General features: G+C 66.3%; 11 protein-coding genes. 7 read left to right on the forward strand and 4 right to left on the reverse strand.

Annotation, left to right across the window (positions count from 1 at the left end):
• Positions 1-3: 3 nt before the first annotated feature.
• Positions 4-3978: an AAA family ATPase gene (locus tag KF724_09485; protein ID MBX3355916.1), complete on the forward strand. Its 3975-nt coding sequence runs from the start codon at positions 4-6 to the stop codon at positions 3976-3978.
• A gap of 53 nt (positions 3979-4031) precedes the next feature.
• On the opposite strand, the gene KF724_09490 is transcribed toward KF724_09485, so the two are convergent.
• From KF724_09490 to KF724_09505, 4 genes are all read right to left on the reverse strand, one after another.
• Complete coding sequence (locus tag KF724_09490; GenBank protein MBX3355917.1) at positions 4032-4400, reverse strand: cupin domain-containing protein; 369 nt, start codon at positions 4398-4400, stop codon at positions 4032-4034.
• Positions 4401-4459: 59 nt separating this feature from the next.
• Entirely contained in the window at positions 4460-5743 is a 1284-nt protein-coding gene (locus KF724_09495) for an HRDC domain-containing protein (protein MBX3355918.1), read from the reverse strand.
• 211 nt (positions 5744-5954) lie between these two features.
• Positions 5955-6194: a DUF167 domain-containing protein gene (locus KF724_09500; protein MBX3355919.1), complete on the reverse strand. Its 240-nt coding sequence runs from the start codon at positions 6192-6194 to the stop codon at positions 5955-5957.
• Between the two features lie 47 nt (positions 6195-6241).
• The gene (locus KF724_09505) at positions 6242-7855 is read right to left on the reverse strand and encodes an excinuclease ABC subunit UvrC (GenBank protein ID MBX3355920.1); all 1614 of its coding nucleotides are present in this window, start codon (positions 7853-7855) and stop codon (positions 6242-6244) included.
• A 231-nt stretch (positions 7856-8086) separates the two neighbouring features.
• Between KF724_09505 and KF724_09510 the strand changes: the two genes are divergently transcribed.
• From KF724_09510 to KF724_09535, 6 genes are all read left to right on the forward strand, one after another.
• Positions 8087-8461 carry a hypothetical protein gene (locus KF724_09510; GenBank protein ID MBX3355921.1) on the forward strand — a complete coding sequence of 125 codons (375 nt, stop codon included), beginning with the start codon at positions 8087-8089 and terminating at the stop codon, positions 8459-8461.
• Positions 8462-8626: 165 nt separating this feature from the next.
• Complete coding sequence (locus KF724_09515; GenBank protein MBX3355922.1) at positions 8627-9928, forward strand: dihydroorotase; 1302 nt, start codon at positions 8627-8629, stop codon at positions 9926-9928.
• Positions 9929-10068: 140 nt separating this feature from the next.
• Positions 10069-12696 carry a hypothetical protein gene (locus KF724_09520; protein ID MBX3355923.1) on the forward strand — a complete coding sequence of 876 codons (2628 nt, stop codon included), beginning with the start codon at positions 10069-10071 and terminating at the stop codon, positions 12694-12696.
• Between the two features lie 110 nt (positions 12697-12806).
• Positions 12807-13838, forward strand: coding sequence for a hypothetical protein (locus tag KF724_09525; protein MBX3355924.1), 1032 nt, complete (start codon positions 12807-12809; stop codon positions 13836-13838).
• A gap of 246 nt (positions 13839-14084) precedes the next feature.
• A complete protein-coding gene (locus KF724_09530) occupies positions 14085-16808 on the forward strand; it encodes an MMPL family transporter (protein MBX3355925.1) in 2724 nt (907 codons plus the stop codon).
• Positions 16805-17299 (forward strand): heavy-metal-associated domain-containing protein, encoded by a 495-nt coding sequence (locus KF724_09535; GenBank protein MBX3355926.1) that lies wholly within the window; start codon positions 16805-16807, stop codon positions 17297-17299. The genes KF724_09530 and KF724_09535 overlap by 4 nt, the downstream gene beginning before the upstream one ends.
• The last annotated feature ends 27 nt before the right edge of the window (positions 17300-17326 follow it).

Raw genomic sequence — 17326 nt, forward strand, 5'->3', positions numbered from 1 at the left:
AGCGTGGAGACGAACGACCCCGCGGCCCTGGAGCGACAGGCACTGAACCTCGAGCGGCGTGCGCTCGTTGATCTCATCGCCGGGTCCGAGGCTCGCTCGACGCGCCTGGCGGAGATCGCCGCGCAGCGACAGCGGGATCTCCAGGTGAACGACACCACGCATGCGGAGCGCATGGCGGCGATTCAGGAGACCTTCTCCCGATCGACCCATGGAGCGAAATCTGCGAGGGACCGGACCATCGCCGAGGCGGAGGCGACCTTCGCCGCGGAGATGATGAAGCTCGCGCGAAAGCGTGAGACGGTCGTCCAGAAGGCGCGCACGATGGCCGACGAGGCGCGCACCGCGGCGCAGCGCCAGCACGATGAGGCCATCTGGCTTGCCGAGAGCATTTACGAGGGAGCGGAGGGCACTCCGCGCACCGACTACGAGCGCACCCGCGAAGAGATCTCCACCCGGCGCGGCGAGCTTCAGGGCGTGGCGGACCAGGCGCTGGTGCTGATCCGGCGCTACCGCCAGCGCGTGCCCGCCCGGGTTCCCCCGACCGAGGCGCAGCGCGAATCGGCGATTCGCAATTCCTCGATGGCGATGACGACGGCGCTCGCCGTCGCGCAGAACCAATTGACGGTGCTGCGCGGGCTCCCCATTCCGAAGCTCTTCCGCGGACCGATCCTGCTCGTGCCGTGGATGATCCTCGTGGGTGCCACTGTGGGCGCGGTGGGCGCGTGGCGTGGATTCACTGATGGCGTCGCATTGGTCGGCGCGGGGCTCGGCGCGACGCTCCTCTTCGTCGCCGTCATCGCGCTCCTGTGGGTCGTGGCTCGGCGCCAGGTGCGGAACGCCTGGGCGCCGGTCGCCGAGTCGATGGCCACCTTCAGTGCCGCCGCCGACTTCGCTCTTGAACAGGCCTCGAATGAGCGCGCCGAGCGCGAGCGGCAACTGGTCGAAACGCGCGACAGGGAGATCGCACGGGCGCAGGCGGCGCTCGCGCCGCGCCTCGCCGAGATCCAGGCCACTGAGGCCGATGCGCTGCGCCAGATCGAGGAGCAGATTCCGGCGCGCCGCCATCGCATCGCCGACACGAGAGATCGCGAGGTGACGGCGGCCCGATTGAAGTATGAGCAGGAGAGCGCCGATGCGACGGCCCTTCGGGATCGGGAGAACGCGACTGAGATGGCGCGGGTGGCCAGCCGCCGCGCGGAGATCGATGCACGCGCCGATCGAGACGAGCAGGAGACCGTGGCGGCCTGGCGCGCGCTTCAGGAGCGGACGCTCGAAGTCAGCCAAGCCCTCGCGACCGCCGATCACGCCCGATCGCCGGGATGGAGTGACCCCTCGTGGACTCAGTGGACGCCACCGCGCACCTTCGCACCGGTGGCGCGGCTCGGTGCGCTCAAGGTCGATCTTGCGGCGATTCCCCACGCGCTTCCGGAGCAGCCCGAACTCGCGTGGCCTCTCGACGGGCGACCGCCCCGCTTCGACTGGCCGGTCACGCTGACCATTCCTGAACGAGCCTCGATGCTGATCGAGTGCGATGCACCGGGGCGGGATCAGGCGATCGCCACGCTCCAGGCGACGATGATGCGGCTGCTCACCGGCCTTCCCCCGGGCAAGGTGCAACTGGTGGTCGTCGATCCAGTCGGGCTTGGCCAGTCGTTCGCGGGATTCATGCACTTGGCCGACTCGAGCGCGAAGCTCGTTGGCGATCGCATCTGGACAGAGCCGCGGCACATTGAGCAGAAGCTCATCGACCTGACCGAGCACATGGAGACGGTCATCCAGAAGTACCTGCGCGATGAGTTCCCGACCATCCGCGACTACAACGAGCAGGCGGGTGAACTCGCCGAGCCCTATCGCTTCCTGGTCGTCGCGGACTATCCCGCGAGCTTCACCGAGCCCGCCGCGGCTCGACTCAACAGCATCGTGAGTTCAGGCGCCCGCTGCGGAGTCTTCACACTCATCATGCGTGATCTGCGCCGCGAGCTGCCGCCGACTGCCGATCCGGTGCTCCTCCGCCGCGACGCTCTTCGCCTCGAGTGGCGGGAAGACCGCTTCCGACTCATGGAACCGGAACTCGAAGCGCTGCCTCTCAGCCTCGACCCGGCACCGCCTCCGGAACTGGTCATTCCCACCATGCGCCGCGTCGGGGAAGCCGCCGTTGACGCGGGGCGCGTGGAGGTCCCCTTCTCAGTGATTGCGCCGAAGCCGGAGCGCCTCTGGAGCGAGTCGTGTGCGGCCACCCTGCGCGTGCCGCTCGGTCGCACCGGTGCGACCAAGCTCCAGTCGCTCATCCTTGGCGAAGGCACCAAGCAGCATGTGCTGATTGCCGGCAAGACCGGCTCCGGCAAGTCGACGCTGCTCCATGCGCTCATCACGAACACCGCGCTCTGGTTCGGTCCCGACGAGGTCGAGATGTATCTCATCGACTTCAAGAAGGGTGTCGAGTTCAAGACCTACGCGGAGCATGCTCTTCCCCATGCGCGGGCCATCGCCATCGAGAGCGATCGCGAGTTCGGCTTGAGCGTGCTTCAGGGACTCGACGGAGAGTTGAAGCGGCGCGGTGATCTCTTCCGTGATCTCGGACTCCAGGATCTGCGTGGCTATCGAGCGCTTGGGCGTCCGGAGCCGATGCCGCGCATTCTGCTCATCGTCGATGAGTTCCAGGAGCTCTTCATCGATGATGACAAGGTCGCGCAGGAGGCCTCGCTGCTGCTCGACCGACTCGTCCGCCAGGGTCGAGCCTTCGGCATGCATGTCATTCTCGGCTCCCAGACGCTTGGCGGCGCCTACTCGCTGCCGCGCACCACCATGGGCCAGATGGCGGTCCGCATTGCCCTCCAGTGCAATGAAGCGGATGCGCAGCTCATCCTCTCCGATGACAACACCGCCGCTCGTCTGCTCGGGCGCCCGGGCGAAGCGATCTACAACGATGCAGGCGGATTGGTCCAGGGGAACTCACCCTTCCAGATCGTCTGGCTCAACGACTCGGAGCGCGATGCTTGGCTCGATCGCTGCACGCAGGCGATTCGACAACGGGCCGACGGACGCCCCACTCCCCCGCCACCGATCGTCTTCGAGGGCAATGTTCCCGCCAATCTCGCGGCGAATCCGCTGCTGCGCCGCGCTCTCGACGGCACAGGATGGTGTCCGGCGCCGACCGGTGCCGCACCCTCGGCGTGGCTCGGAGAGGCGATCAGCATCAAGGACCCGACTTCGCTTCTCTTCCGTCGCCAGAGTGGCGCGAACGCCGTGGTCGTCGGCCAGCAGGACGATGCCGCAAGCGCGGTGATGATCTCCTCGCTCATCTCGCTCGCCGCGCAGATGGCTCCCGCGCGGAGTCGCTTCATCATCATGGATGGTCTCCCCGCGGACGGTCCCTTCGCCGGCGGCCTCGAGCGCGTGGCCAGAGAGTTGCCCCACCCGATCGAGATCGTTCCCTACCGCGAGGTCGACCAGGCCATCCGCCGCATCGGCGAAGAGGTCGCCCAACGCACCGTGGCCGACGATGGTGAGCCGGCGGCGCTCTTCGTCATGATTCACGCGCTCCACCGCTTCCGATCACTGCGGCGCAGCGACGATGACTACGGGTTCGGCGGCGGCGACGCGGCACCGACGACGGCCTCGCTTCTCGCCTCGATTCTTCGCGACGGTCCGACCGTCGGCGTCCACACGATCACCTGGGTCGACACTCTGGCCAGCCTCCAGCGCAGCCTCGATCGAGGGGGTTTGCGCGAGTTCGACCAGCGCGTCCTCTTCCAGTTGAGTTCAACGGATTCAAGCACGCTCATCGACTCGCCGGCCGCGACGCGACTCGGGGCCAATCGAGCCCTGCTTTACAGCGAGGAACAGGGCACGCTCGAGAAGTTCCGGCCCTATCGAATGCCCGGAGAGGAGTGGCTGCGCTCCTTCACCGATCGCCTGCGCCAGTGGGCGAGCGCACCATCAACTCCGCAGGGAACAGCCGCAAGGCGGAGTCCCTGAGCGCACCGGAAGGCGCGCCGCACCGCGCCGTGACTTTGGACTGAAGGGCCGCCTCAACTTCCGGGCACGGGCTTGCCGCAGTCGAAAGTGACCGGCACGAAGCACAGGAACCGGAGTGGATCGCGTCCGGTGTTGCGGAACTGATGCATCTGATTGGCCTCGATCAGGAGCGCCGACCCCGCGGAGACGCGGTGCACCTCGGCACCGTGCTGTACTTCGGCTTCGCCTTCGAGGATGACCACTTCGTGCTCGTAATTGTGCGCGTGGTGTGGAGTGTGCCCCCCCGGCTCGACCACAAAGTGACGCATCGAGAAGGTCGGGGCGCCATCGGCGCGTCCGACCAGAACCTCCATACGGACACCGCTCACTCCATCCATGGCCAGCGGCGCTGCACTCTCAGGGCGGATCGATCGAACCAGCATCACCGCAGTGTAGGAGACCGCTCTGGAACCTCGGCTTTGCCGAGATCGCGCCGACGGCCTCACCCCTCGGCAGATGAACCTTCCGGAAGATCGCGCAACCCACCTCGCCAGCAGAGGCGCAGCGGCTCGCGACCTTCAACGAAGCGCTCGATCCAGTCGCCGAGGGCTTCGCGCCGCCAGTCTCCGGCAGCAAAGAGCGGTGGATCTCCCGTCGATGGCGCGGTGTCGGTCTCCGCGCCGCCATCACCGGAAGATGCGACCTTGCCTCGGTTGCCCCCTGCGGCACGACCCATCCGCGCCAGGCGGGCCGCGTACCACTCGGAGAATCCACTGCGGCTCATGAGGAGCCCGGGGGCAAGGTCGAGCGCCAGGCAGCGAGCCTGCGCCGCGAGCCACAGGGCGTCGATCTCCGCACGAACCGAGGCGTCTTCCAGCAAGGCCGCCGGATCGCCACTCGCCTGAGGAAGCGTCTTCGCCCTCTCCACGGCCGCGAGAATCTCATCCGCGTGATCCTGCACGATCTTTCTCGGAACTCCGCGAAGCGAGCCCAGTTGTGCCTTCGTCGCCGGTCGTCGTCGTGCAAGTTCGAGCGCCACCGCGTCAGGGAGAAGCGCCCTCGGCGGCATATCCTCGCGCTCGGCAAGGGCATGCCGCACCAGGATGACCTCGCGCAGCGTGCTCATCGCGGTGGGCTTCAGCGACTCACCCCGCGCCGCCCGCTTGATCTGTCGCGCCGGGTCGAAGACGAGATCTCCAGCCAGCACCTCCTCGCTCTCGCGAAGGGCCCACTCGCGCCGGCCCCGGCGATCGAGTTCCCGCTCGAGTTCCATCCACGCCAGCGGCAAGTAGCGCACATCATCGGCGGCGTAGCGAAGTTGCGACGGGGTCAGCGGCCGCGCATCCCAGTTGGTGAAGGTGTGCGCCTTGGCGGGTCGATGCCCGACGAGTTGTTCAACCATCGCGCCGAGACTGCATGGCCACGGCATGCCCACCATCGCCGCAGCGATCTGCGTGTCAATCAGCCTCTCGGGTTGTCGGCCGAGCGCCAGGCGCACCGCTTGCACATCCTGCTCTCCCGCATGCACCACGGTGAGCATCGCCGGGTCGGCCACCAACTCCCAGATCGGCTCGAGCGAGTCGAACTCAAAGGGATCGACGAGCGCCACGCGCTCCGGAGTCGCAAGCTGCACGAGGCAGATCCGCGGACGGAAGCTCTCCTCGCCGATGAACTCGGTGTCGAAGGCGAGGACCTGGTGCCCCCGCGCGTGCGCAACAAACGACTCAAGGTCGCCCGGCGTGACGATCATCTCCGGCGCTCCACCGGGAACCATCGGGTGCGACATGACCGCCATCGCCCGACCGGATGAATGCTCCTCGGCGGCGGCGTGCTGTCGGGATCTCTTGCGTCGTCGATGGTTCACGAGTCAGAACAACTTGGCCCCGGGTACCCGCCCCAAGCGGATTGACAATGCTACATTCGCGCTCACGACTTCCAAACACCAAATCCGACAGCGATCGATCCTCCTGCGGGGTGAAGTCGTCAGCGCGCGGCGCTCATCCGATATCTTCGAGGCGCTCCGGCGCGAGGCCTTCAATCCTGACCTGCTTCTCCGGGGACGCATGGCCGCTCAGAATGTGAATGGATCGGCGCGACACTCCGAGGGCGTCGGCGAGCACCTCGACGAGCGCCTCATTGGCGCGTCCATCCTCGGGTGGTTCCTGCACGCGGACCTTCAGTCGATCGCCGACGACTCCGCCCGCACCTCGGCGCGATGCTCGAGGCACAACCTTCACCCGAAGGACTACGCCTTGCTCGTCACTCGACACCAGGAACGGCGGCCTCACGAGGGCTCGCCCTGCGACGGCGCGTCACTTCCGTCGATCGACTTCCGCTTCGGTGTGCGCAGCGGCTTCGGCGTACGCCGGTGTTTCGGCGGCGGTCCCGGGACACTCGGCGGATCGCCTTCATTCGGTGGACGCTCCGCCAACTCGCCCGCGGCGCTGGCTCCGGACGGCGCCGCCTTCGACTGCGCTCTCTTGCGCCGCCGTGCGCTCCCGATGAGCGGCGCATCAACTCCGGTGACCGCGCGGCGTCGCAGGACATGGTGATAGTGCCTCGCGAATCGGTGCGCTTCATCCCTGATGGCCTGACAGAGCTTGAGGCCGGGGTTCTCCCGGCCAAGCCGGATCGGCTCGCTCTCATGCTGCACAAAAATGAGCTCGTCCTTCTTCGCGAGGGCAATCACCATCGGCGGCTGCTGCTCCAGCGCCTCGAAGGCATCGAGCGCCGCGCGAAGTTGCCCCGCTCCTCCATCGATGAGGATCAGATCGGGAAAGAGCTCTTCACCTCGACCCGCTTCGCGGTATCGGCGCCCGACCACTTCGCGCAGCGCCTGGTAGTCATCGTTTGAGGCACTGCGGACGCGAAAGCGCCGGTACCCATCCTTGAAGGGTCGGCCATCGACAAACGCCACCTTGCTCGCGACCGTCTCGCCTCCGCCGAGATGCGCAATGTCGAAGGCCTCCATGCAGCGGATCGGCTGCTCCAATCCCAGCGTGCGGCGCAGGCTCCGCTCCCCCGCCGACGGATCGCCCGCCACGAAGGTCACCTCCGGCTGCCAGTCGTACTCGACCTCGCCGCGGCGGCGCTCGCGGTCATCAAGCTTCTCGATCGCGGTGATCTGGTCGCGGAGTACGGCGGCCTCTTCGAAGCGCCGCGCGGCACTCGCCTTCTCCATCTCCTGGCGCAGCTCGCGCAACATCACGCTTCGCCGGCTCTCGAAGAAGCGCAGGAAGCGGTCGATGTCCCGTCGATAGCGTTCGCGCGAGACACGATCAGCACACGGCGCCGTGCACTGCCCGATCGAGTGAAGCAGGCAGGGCCGGACGCTCCGGTTGCGCGGATCACCTTCGCGGATCTCCAGCTCACAGGTGCGGAACTGGAAGACGCGCTGGAGGAGCTGGACCGCGTGACGCAGGCTGGCGACGCTCGTGAACGGCCCGAAGATCCTGGCTCCCTTGAAGCGCTCGCTGGCCGGGTCGCGCGTCACGAACACACCAGGGAAGTCGTCCCGCATCGTCACCGCGAGATAGGGAAAGGTCTTGTCATCGGTGAGTCGCGCGTTGAATCTGGGGCGCAGGTCCTTGATGAGGCGCGCCTCCATCAGCAGCGCCTCCCACTCCCCTTCACACTCGATGACATCGAAGTCTCGGATCGCCTCGAGCATGGGTTCCTTGCGAAGCCCGTGGTCGGCGCTCTGTTGGAAGTAGCTCGACACGCGCGACGGCAGCGACGACGCCTTGCCGACATAGATGACGCGCTCCTCAGCGTCCTTCAACAGGTAGACCCCCGGGCACCTGGGGAGCTCCCGGGCCCGCGCGAGGAGCCGTGCGCGGACTGTGTCACCATCGTCACAACCACCGCCGGGGGGCTGATCTGGTGCGGGCTCTTGCATGGATCCTGTCACGGAAGAAAGGGTAGATCTCTCGATGATTTCGGGGGGAAAGAGCGCTCTGGCAGGCCTGCGCGTGCGAGGAGCACGGCTCGCGACCGAGAGCGCGGAATCTGCCGAAGAAGTGGCATCCCGCCTGCCCCAAGCCGATATCATCGCCAACGGCCAGTGCGCACTGGCCACTCATTGTGTTTCGGAACACGAGTTTGGAACCCTTCGAAGGAGAGTGATTTCATGAAGCGATTCTGCATGTTCGCGGCTGGCCTCGTGCTGGCCTCCATGGCCGCCTGTAACACGACCCCGAACGCCTCGCAGGCGAGCCCCGGTACCGTCAGCGGCACCAAGGCTGGCTGCTGCGCGAAGGCCTCGTGTGGCGACTCGGCCGCCCCCGGCGCGGTCAGCGGCGAGAAGAGCGGTTGCTGCGCGGCGAAGGCCGGCTGCGGCGACAGCGCTTCGCCCGGTGCGGTCAGCGGCGCGAAGAGCGGTTGCTGCGCGGCGAAGGCTGGCTGCGGCGACAAGGCTGAGGTTGCTCCCGGCGCCGTCAGCGGCACCAAGAGCGGTTGCTGCAAGTCCAAGAGCGGCTGCTCCGGCAAGACCACCACGAACTGACGCCCTCCGGCCAGTTCTCGCTGGCCGACAGGACGCATGATCGAAGGAAGGGCTCGCTCCGATTTCGGAGCGGGCCCTTTCCATTGGCCATTGATGGTCCCCTGACAACAGCCGGGGCGCAGACCGATGCCTTCGCCGGCCGATCCGCGGCTATATTCCGCGGCGATGCCGTCGACAGAAGCACCACGCGTCTTGCTCCGAGGCGGGCGCGTGATTGCCCCGAATCACGGCCAGGACGGCCCTGCCGACCTCCTCGTCGTCGGCGACCGGATCGAGCGCATCAGCACCACCCCACTTCGCGACAGTGACGCGCAAGTGGTTGATTGCGACGGCTGCCTCGTGGCACCGGGCCTGATCGATCCGCATGTTCACCTTCGTGAACCGGGTGCCGAGTACAAGGAGACGATTCGTTCGGGCGCCGAGGCGGCAGTCGCCGGCGGATTCACGACGGTCTGCTGCATGCCGAACACAGCGCCGGCGATCGACCTCCCGAGCCTCGTTGACTTCGTGCAGATGCGGGCGCGCGAAGCGGGCTTCGCTCGTGTCTTCTGCGTTGGCGCTGCCACCGTCGGTCGGCGTGGCGAGGCTCTCGCCCCCATCGGCGCCATGGCCCGCGCCGGTGCGGTCGGCTTCACTGACGATGGCGACTGCGTGGCTGAAGCGGCCGTCATGCATCGCGTGCTCCTCACCTGCCGCAGCGTCGATCGCGCATTCATGCAGCACTGTCAGGAGCCGTCGCTGACGCGCGACGCAGTGATGCACGCGGGTGCCATCTCTGCCAAACTCGGCCTCACCGGCTGGCCGAGTGTCGCCGAGTCCCTCATCGTGGAGCGTGATCTGCGGCTCAATCGCAAGATCGGCTGCCGCTGGCACGGCCAGCATCTCTCGTGCGGTGACAGCGTGGAGATTCTCAGGCGAGCCCGCGCTGAAGGCGCGCCTGCGACCGGCGAAGCGTCCCCTCACCATCTGCTCCTCACCGACAGCGCCTGCGAAGGCTACAACCCGCAGGCGAAGATGAATCCACCGCTCCGCGGCAGCGCCGATGTCGAGGCGCTCCGCAAGGGCGTCGCGGACGGCACGATCACCGTGCTCGCCACCGATCATGCGCCGCACACCTCGAGCGAAAAGGCGCGCGACTTCGCCGCGGCGCCATTTGGAATCATCGGGCTCGAGTGCGCATTGCCGCTCTATGCGAAAGCGCTCGTTGAGACTGGATTGATCGAGTGGCCGCGCCTGATCGCCCTCATGACCATCGAGCCCGCTCGATTGTGCGGCCTCGATCGAATGGGCCTCGGCACGCTCTCCGTGGGTGGACCCGCTGACATCACGGTTATCGACCCGGCGCTGAAGTGGACCATCGATGTGGCCTCATTCAAGTCGCTGAGCCGGAACTGCCCCTTCGATGGCTGGAGCGTCACCGGGCGTGCGATCAAGGTTCTCGTCGGCGGCCGGCTCTTTGAGAATTGACGAAGCGTTGTCTGTTGACTTCCGAGAGTCCCCGATTACGCTCCTCAGTGTGTTGCCAAGGGACTCGAGGGTCCCGGCACGGCGTTTGGCGAGCCGTTCGTCGTGGGCGTCGCAAGCAACTGAAAGCTGTGGAGAAGGTGATGAAGAAATTGGCTGGAATCGTGGTGGCGGGTCTCTTCTCGTCCATCGTGGCGGCGGACATCAATCCCAACTGGACCATCGCACGCGTGTGGGACGAGGAGACTCTGGCCGCTATTCGGCTGAGCACGCCTCGGCCACCGGTGCATGCTCGAAACCTCTACCACATGTCCTCGGCCGTCTACGACGGCTGGGCGACCTACGACCCGGTCGCGCGCGGACGCTTCTTCTTTGAGAAGCACACGGCGAAGGACATCGAGGCCGCGCGGCACGAGACGATCAGCTTCGCTGCATACCGAATCCTGAAGAATCGTTTCGTCGCGGGCAATGGTCCGAACATCGTCCAGATCAACGCGAACATCGATGCGACCTTCGCGGCGCTGGGCTACGACAAGAACTTCACCTCGACGGTCGGCAACTCGCCCGCCGAGATCGGCAATCGCATCGCGTCGATCATCATTGCTCAGGGCAATGTCGACGGCTCGAACCAGGCCGGCAACTACGCACCGAACAATGGCTACACGCCACAGAACCCGCCGATGCCCTTCAAGGTGCCCGGCACCAACATGTTCCAGCCCAATCGCTGGCAGCCTCTCGCCTTCGACTTCCTGATTCTCCAGAACGGAGAGATCGTCGGTGCGTCGATTCAGGGCGTGCTCTGCCCGCACTGGGGCCCGGTGACCTCGTTCGCACTCACGACCTTCGATCGCGATCCCGTCACGGGGATCTATTTCAGCGCCGTCGATGGAAGCGGTCCGCCAGTGCATGGCTCCTTGCAGATGAAGCTCGACGCGGTCGATGTCATCCAGAAGAGTTCGCTGATGGACCCCACGGATTCGCCGCTCATCGACATCTCTCCCGCCGTCTGGCACAACTGCCCCCTGGGCAGCTATGTCATGAACGGCTACGGTCTCAACCCGGTCACCAACGAGCCGTACGCGCCGAACATCGTGAAGCTTGCTGACTACGCCCGCGTGGTTGCAGAGTACTGGGCCGACGGCCCGACCTCGGAGACGCCCCCCGGTCACTGGCACAAGCTCGCCAACGAAGTTTCCGATGTCATGGCCGCGCAGAACATCCCCTTCCAGATCGGTGGCGTTGGCCCGGTCCTGGACCGCCTGGAGTGGGACGCGAAGCTCTACATCACGCTCGGTGGAGCGAATCACGATGCGGCGATCGCCGCATGGGGCCGCAAGGGCTACTACGACTCCGCTCGTCCGATCTCGCTCATCCGCTGGATGGCGCAGCTTGGACAGTCGAGCGATCCCGGCGCGCCAAACTACCACCCGTCAGGTCTTCCGCTCATCCCCGGACTCATCGAGCAGGTCACCGAGGAGGATGTCCTTCCGGGCGGTCGCTTCGCTGATTTCCCTCACCTCGTCTATGAGCCGCTCTCCGGCGAGCCGATCGGCATGAACTCCCATGTCGGCAGCCTGGCCATTCGAACCTGGCTCGGCGGCTTCTACGGAGGCGTGACTGGTGTCGCCAACTTCGGCGCTTTGCCCGGCCATGTCTATCGCACGGGATCGGGCTGGCATGTCGGTGGCTGGCATGTCGGAACCAATGACTCACCGGGCGTTCTCAACCCCGGCATCCGCGCTCGAACCCCGATGATCACCGAGATTCGCCTGAGCCAGGTGGGCGATCCCGTGGATCAGTTCATCGAGCTCAGCGGTCCCCCCGGAATGTCGCTCAATGGACTGACTTACATTGTCATTGGTGATGAAGTGCAGACCAAGGTTCCGAGCCCCCAGGGACGCATCCAGAATGTCGTTGATCTCTCCGGCCACCAGATTGGTGCCAATGGAACTTTCGTGATCGCCAAGGCGAGCTACACGCTCGGCAAGGCCGATGCGATCATGGACCAGCCCATCCGGAAGATCGGCAACTCGACGCACCTGCTCGTGAGCGGATTCAACGGCTATCTCGGCCAGGATCTCGACTTCTTCGACGCGGGCGAACTCGACTGGGAGCAGTGGGACTCCGTCATCGACTCGGTGGGTCTCCGCAGGACGGCAGACCAGGCTGGCCTCTATACCACCACCGTCGTCGGCCCAGACCTCGCCACGAACCAGCTCTACGGCGTCGGCTGGGAGCTCGCGGATCGCTGGATGCCCTACCAGTCGTCGGCCTTCGTGACGCCGCCCTTCCCCGGCTACACCTCGGGTCACAGCACCTACAGCCGCGCGGCGGCCGAGGCGATGGTCGTGTTCACCGGCAGCCAGTACTTCCCGAACGGCCTCTTCTCATTCACCATGCCGACGGGATGGTCACACTTCGAGATCTCGCCCTCTGAGAACATCACGCTCCAGTGGGTGAGCTACTACGACGCCGCCGATGAGGCGGGTATCTCCCGCATCTACGGCGGTATTCATCCAATGGCCGACGACCTCCCAGGTCGAGTGAGCGGATCCTCGGTCGGCAAGCGCGCAGCGGCTCGTGCGCTGGCCCTCTTCCGAGGCCACTGGCAGTCGCCCGACATCAACCTTGACGGCAATGTCGACGGCGCGGACCTGGCGATCGTGCTTGGCAACTGGGGTCAGCCCGGCCTGTCGGACCTGAATGGTGACGGCACCACCGATGGTGCCGACCTCGCCATCCTGCTCGGCCTCTGGGGGACTCAGGGCTGATGGGTCACGGTTGACCTCGTGACTGATCGAGTGTGTGCTCAAGGCGCCGGTGTGCGTTCCTCACGGGACGGCGCCGGCGCCTTTCTTGTCGGGATGCGGAGACTCAAGCCATGTTCATGATCGAAGCCCTCGCTCTTGCCTGCGCCCTGCACGCGTCGACTGCAGCGACGACTCCCCCGACACCGCCGGCTCCGGCGCCTCGGGCGGTGCCGGACGCTCCGCGCGATCCTGCCGAGCCTGCGCCTGCCCCGGCGCCGCAGGAGAGCGCCACCGAGGCGGCGCCCCTTCCTTCCGCCACCGAGATTCTCGATCGATATGTCGAGGCCCTGGGCGGCCGAGAGGCGTGGGCCAGCGACACCAGGCGAACGGTCAGAATGCGAGTCGAGATTCGCTCGCAGGTTGGCCCTCAGGGGCTGCCGAATGAGGCCACGGGTACCGTCGTCGTGCATCGCAAGGCGCCCGACCTCTTCGTCTCGACCATGAACATCGAGGGGGTCGGCACGATGGTCAAGGGGTACGACGGAGTCAATGCGTGGAGCATCTCGCCCGACGGTCGAGTGCGTCGCCTCGAAGGCGCGGAACTTCGCGAGCAGCAGCGCGAAGCGTGGATCGATCGCGATCTACGACTGCAAGAACTCTACGAGAAGGTCGAGGTGATCGGCGCCCGCGAGTTCAGCGGTGAGCCTTGCTGGCTTGTGCGTTTCACAGATTCCGATGGCGCCGTGGCCCAGGGGTGGTTCAGCGTCGACTCGGGGCACATGCTCGGATTTGGACGGCGATTGCAGAGCCCCGTGGGATTGCTCTCGGTGGTGCAGCGCTTCGATGCCTTTCGCGACTTCAATGGGCGCGTGGTTCCGACTCGCATCTCGCAGACCGTCGGGAACACGACGCAGACGATGGTGATCCAGTCGATTGAGACCGATGCGATCGACGAGGCGCTCTTTCAGGCACCGGCGAATCTGCCGCCGCCCACCGAGGTCGACGCGCCCAGGGATTCCCCCGATGGGGCCGCGGAGATAGCGGCGCCGAGCGCTCCGAACGGCGCGGCCAATGGCTCGGATCAAGACAACACGAAGCACAACCCGCCCTCTGAGGGTTCCGCGAAGCCGTCGGCCGACGAAGCGCCGAGCGCTTCGCCATGACAGTCCTCCGCCGGTGAATTCGGGTTACGATCTCTCGCTGCGCGCCCATGCCTGACACGGACTGAGCCGTGTGGCGGCCTTCGTCGCCCTCGCGCGCGAAGCCACGAGTGTCGTGATTCGACCATGCCTTCGAGCCACCTGACCACAAGTGTCGTGACGGGCCTCTGTGCCAGAGTGCTTCCCTGGAGCACCGTCATGACAACGCGTGTGCCCGGAGGTTCGGCCTGAGGCCGAAGTGATCACCAGATGCGCCGCCGATTGATGGACACGCTTGCGGCCTTCCTGCTCCAGCATCGGCTTCGAGTGCTGACCCTGCTGGTGGGATTGGCGCTGGCCGCGTCGATCTATGCCGCCCGGACGCTCCGGCCCGATGCGGACACCGACTCCCTGATCGGTGAACACCACCCTTTCATGGTGGAGTATCGCGACTTCAAGCGCATCTTCGGAGACCTCGAGTACCTCATCATCGCCGTGGATGCGAAGCCGCTCGGTGCCGTGCGGCCGCGCCACGCCGAGGCGAAGCAGGCGGTGGTGGCGCTCGTCGAAGCGCTCCGCGCAGATCCCGAGCTGCCCGAAGTGCATGGCTTCATCACTTCAGATGAGCAGTGGCGTCTGGCGCCATGGAGCCCGGGGATGAGCCAGGAGGAGTTGCGAGGTCTCCTGCTTGCCTCCGATGCGTTCCCTTCGCTCCTCTCCCGCGCCCCCGCCCACGAGGTGCTCGCCCAGGCGCAGGCGCGCCTTGACCGCCTCCTCTCACCCGGGGCCGAAACCGGCGGACGAGCGGCGCTTGAGCGCGAAGGCGCAGCCGCCATCTTCGCCCTTCGGGCCATCGCGGCGGGGCAGAGCGCAGGAGATGCCCACTTCGCGCTGGCGACCGAGCGGCCACTCCGATTTCTCTCGATTCCCGATCCACCGCATGAACTCGGTCGCTTCCTCTTCGTGACGATCCTCCCAAGGAAGGACTACGGAACGCTCTCGGTGATCCGTGAGCCGCTCGATCGGATTCGCGCGGTCATCAACCAGGTGCAGCGGCAGGTTCCCGATGTCGAGATCGGCCTCACTGGAAAGCCGGTGCTCCAGGCCGATGAGATGTCCACGACGAACACCGACATGACCCGCGCCGCAATCGCCGGCGTCGGCCTGGTGTCGCTGCTCTTCATGGTCGTCTTCCGAAGTGTGCGCCGGCCGCTCCTGGCCGTGGTCGCGTTCGGAGTTGGCGCCGCGATGACCTTCGGGCTCGCGTCGCTTCTGGTGGGGCGATTGAATCTGCTGAGTCTCGTCTTCATGCTGGTGCTTGTCGGTGTCGGACTCGACTACGGCATCCACATGGTGGCCCGCTACTCCGAGGGGCGTCGGCGCTTGCAGCGGCGCGGCGCCATCCGGCACATGATCCGGACGGCAGTCCCGAGCAATCTCACCGGCGCGCTGATTGCCGGGGGCACCTTCCTGATCGCGCTTTTCACTCCATTCCAGGGATTGCGCGAGCTGGGGATGATCGCCGGCATCGGGCTCGTCGTCTGCATGATGACGATGGCGCTGCTCCTGCCCATCCTGCTCGACCTCTTCGACAATGGCGGCAAGATCAGAACGACATTCATCATGGGGCGCGAACGGCCCGCGACCGCTCGAACCGATCGCGCCGAACTCGCGACGAGGCACCTGGCCATCCTCGTGATCGGACTCGGTCTCGCCATCACCGCTGCCGTGGTCGCGCCCGGGCTCGTTCGCTTCGAGAGCAACCTGCTCAAGCTCCAGGCTGACACGGTCGATGCCGTGCGCTGGGAGAAGCGGATCATCGAGGACGATGCGAGCGAGACCTGGTTCGGAGCGGTTATCGTCAATGAGATCGAGGACATTCCCCCGGTGGTTGAGGCGGCTGGCCGCGAGCCCGCCATCGGTGCCGTGCGGAGCGTGCTCGACCTCGTCGCCATGCCGACGCCGACGCGGACGACACTCCTTGAGGCGCTCGGCGAGGCGACGCGGATTCCGGGCTTGAGTGCGGCCGCTTCGCCGACCGCCGCAGCACCGGCGAGCGCTCGATCGAACGGTCTCGCCAGTGCGGGCGCCATTTCGCGCGACGACCTTCTCAATGCGGCGGGGTCAGTTGGCAGGATGGCGCTTCTTGCGGCGGTCGCTGCACCGGCGCAGGCGAGCGAGCTGCGAGACCTCGGCCGCCGTCTTCACGCGCTCGCCGACGAACTCGACCCCGCCGTGCACTCCGAGGCGATGATCTCCGCGCGACATCTGGCGATCGAACTTGGCCTTCGGCAGGTTGCACGATCACTTGCGCAGATGGGCCTCGGCGCACGAGGCACGCTGCGCGACGCCTTGCCCGACGCAGTGCGCGATGAGTTCACAAGCGAGAGCGGGCACTTCTGCGTTCGGCTTCACCCGGCGCAGGATGTCTGGGAGTTCAAGCCCATGCAGGCGTTCGTCGCCGCGATGCGTCGAGTCGATCCGCAGGTGACCGGGGTGCCGATCACACAGTTCGAGTCGATGCTCCTGCTTGAACGGAGTTTCCTCATCCAGGGCGTCGCCTCCGCGATCTTCGTCGCCCTGGTGCTCTTCCTCGATCTGCGCTCGATCAGGGAGACCGTGGCGTGCCTGGTGGCTCTGGGCGCCGCGCTCGCCTGGACCCTCGGGATGATGGCGCTTCTCGGCGTGAGCTTCAACCTGGCGAACTTCTTCGGTATCCCCATCGCCCTCGGCCTCGGTTCAGATGCGTGCATCCACATTGCCCATCGCGCCCGCGAAGGTCTGAGGGCCGGCTTCGGCAGCACCCGCCGCGCCGTGATGGTGACGGCGCTCACCACCGTGATCGGCTTCGGCGGCCTCCTCTTCGCCCACCACCGGGGGCTCCAGAGCCTTGGCGTGCTGATGGTGATTTCCACCCTCTCGATGCTGGCCGCGACCACCCTCCTGCTGCCCGCCTTGCTCCGGGCGGCGGCCCGCCTACCATCCCGATCATGAGCACCTCGAGAACCTTGACCGGCATCGTCATCGGGGCCTTGACCTGCTCCCTTCCCTTCGCGCTGGCGGGCTGCGACTGCAGCGTTTCCGAGAGCGCCACTTCGCAAGTTGCCAAGACCAAGGCGAGTGATGACGACGCCGCCGATGCGCATCACGGACCGACTCCGGTCGCCGAGATCGACCTCCACGACCCCGAGGCGGGCTTCGATCCGAACGCCATTGCCGCGACCTTCGAATACGAAATCGAAGGCATGCATTGCAAGGGATGCGCTTCGTCGGTCCGCCGCCGAATCGCGCGCCTGCCCGGAGTCGCCAACTGCACCGTGGACCTCGAGACCAAGCGTGCCGTGGTCGAACTCGAAGAGCCGCAGAACGATGCGGCGATCCGCTCCGCCATTCTCCGTCTCGGCTACAAGATTCGAGTTCCCATCGCCTCCGCCGACACGCCGAAGTCCGACGCATTCGACAGCAAGGCTGACTCCGCAAGCTGAGGGAAGAACTGACCCCGCGTCACTCGG

The sequence above is a fragment of the Phycisphaeraceae bacterium genome, from assembly GCA_019636735.1.
In the GTDB taxonomy this organism is placed as follows: Bacteria; Planctomycetota; Phycisphaerae; order Phycisphaerales; family SM1A02; genus VGXK01.

What these genes read in the sequence shown, in the direction of transcription:
- KF724_09510 (MBX3355921.1), top strand. Translation starts at nt 8,087, where the DNA reads ATGAAGCGATTCTGCATGTTCGCGGCTGGCCTCGTGCTGGCCTCCATG.
- KF724_09495 (MBX3355918.1), bottom strand. Translation starts at nt 5,743, where the DNA reads ATGTCGCACCCGATGGTTCCCGGTGGAGCGCCGGAGATGATCGTCACG.
- KF724_09530 (MBX3355925.1), top strand. Translation starts at nt 14,085, where the DNA reads ATGCGCCGCCGATTGATGGACACGCTTGCGGCCTTCCTGCTCCAGCAT.
- KF724_09535 (MBX3355926.1), top strand. Translation starts at nt 16,805, where the DNA reads ATGAGCACCTCGAGAACCTTGACCGGCATCGTCATCGGGGCCTTGACC.
- KF724_09520 (MBX3355923.1), top strand. Translation starts at nt 10,069, where the DNA reads ATGAAGAAATTGGCTGGAATCGTGGTGGCGGGTCTCTTCTCGTCCATC.
- KF724_09515 (MBX3355922.1), top strand. Translation starts at nt 8,627, where the DNA reads ATGCCGTCGACAGAAGCACCACGCGTCTTGCTCCGAGGCGGGCGCGTG.
- KF724_09490 (MBX3355917.1), bottom strand. Translation starts at nt 4,400, where the DNA reads ATGCTGGTTCGATCGATCCGCCCTGAGAGTGCAGCGCCGCTGGCCATG.
- KF724_09505 (MBX3355920.1), bottom strand. Translation starts at nt 7,855, where the DNA reads ATGCAAGAGCCCGCACCAGATCAGCCCCCCGGCGGTGGTTGTGACGAT.
- KF724_09525 (MBX3355924.1), top strand. Translation starts at nt 12,807, where the DNA reads ATGTTCATGATCGAAGCCCTCGCTCTTGCCTGCGCCCTGCACGCGTCG.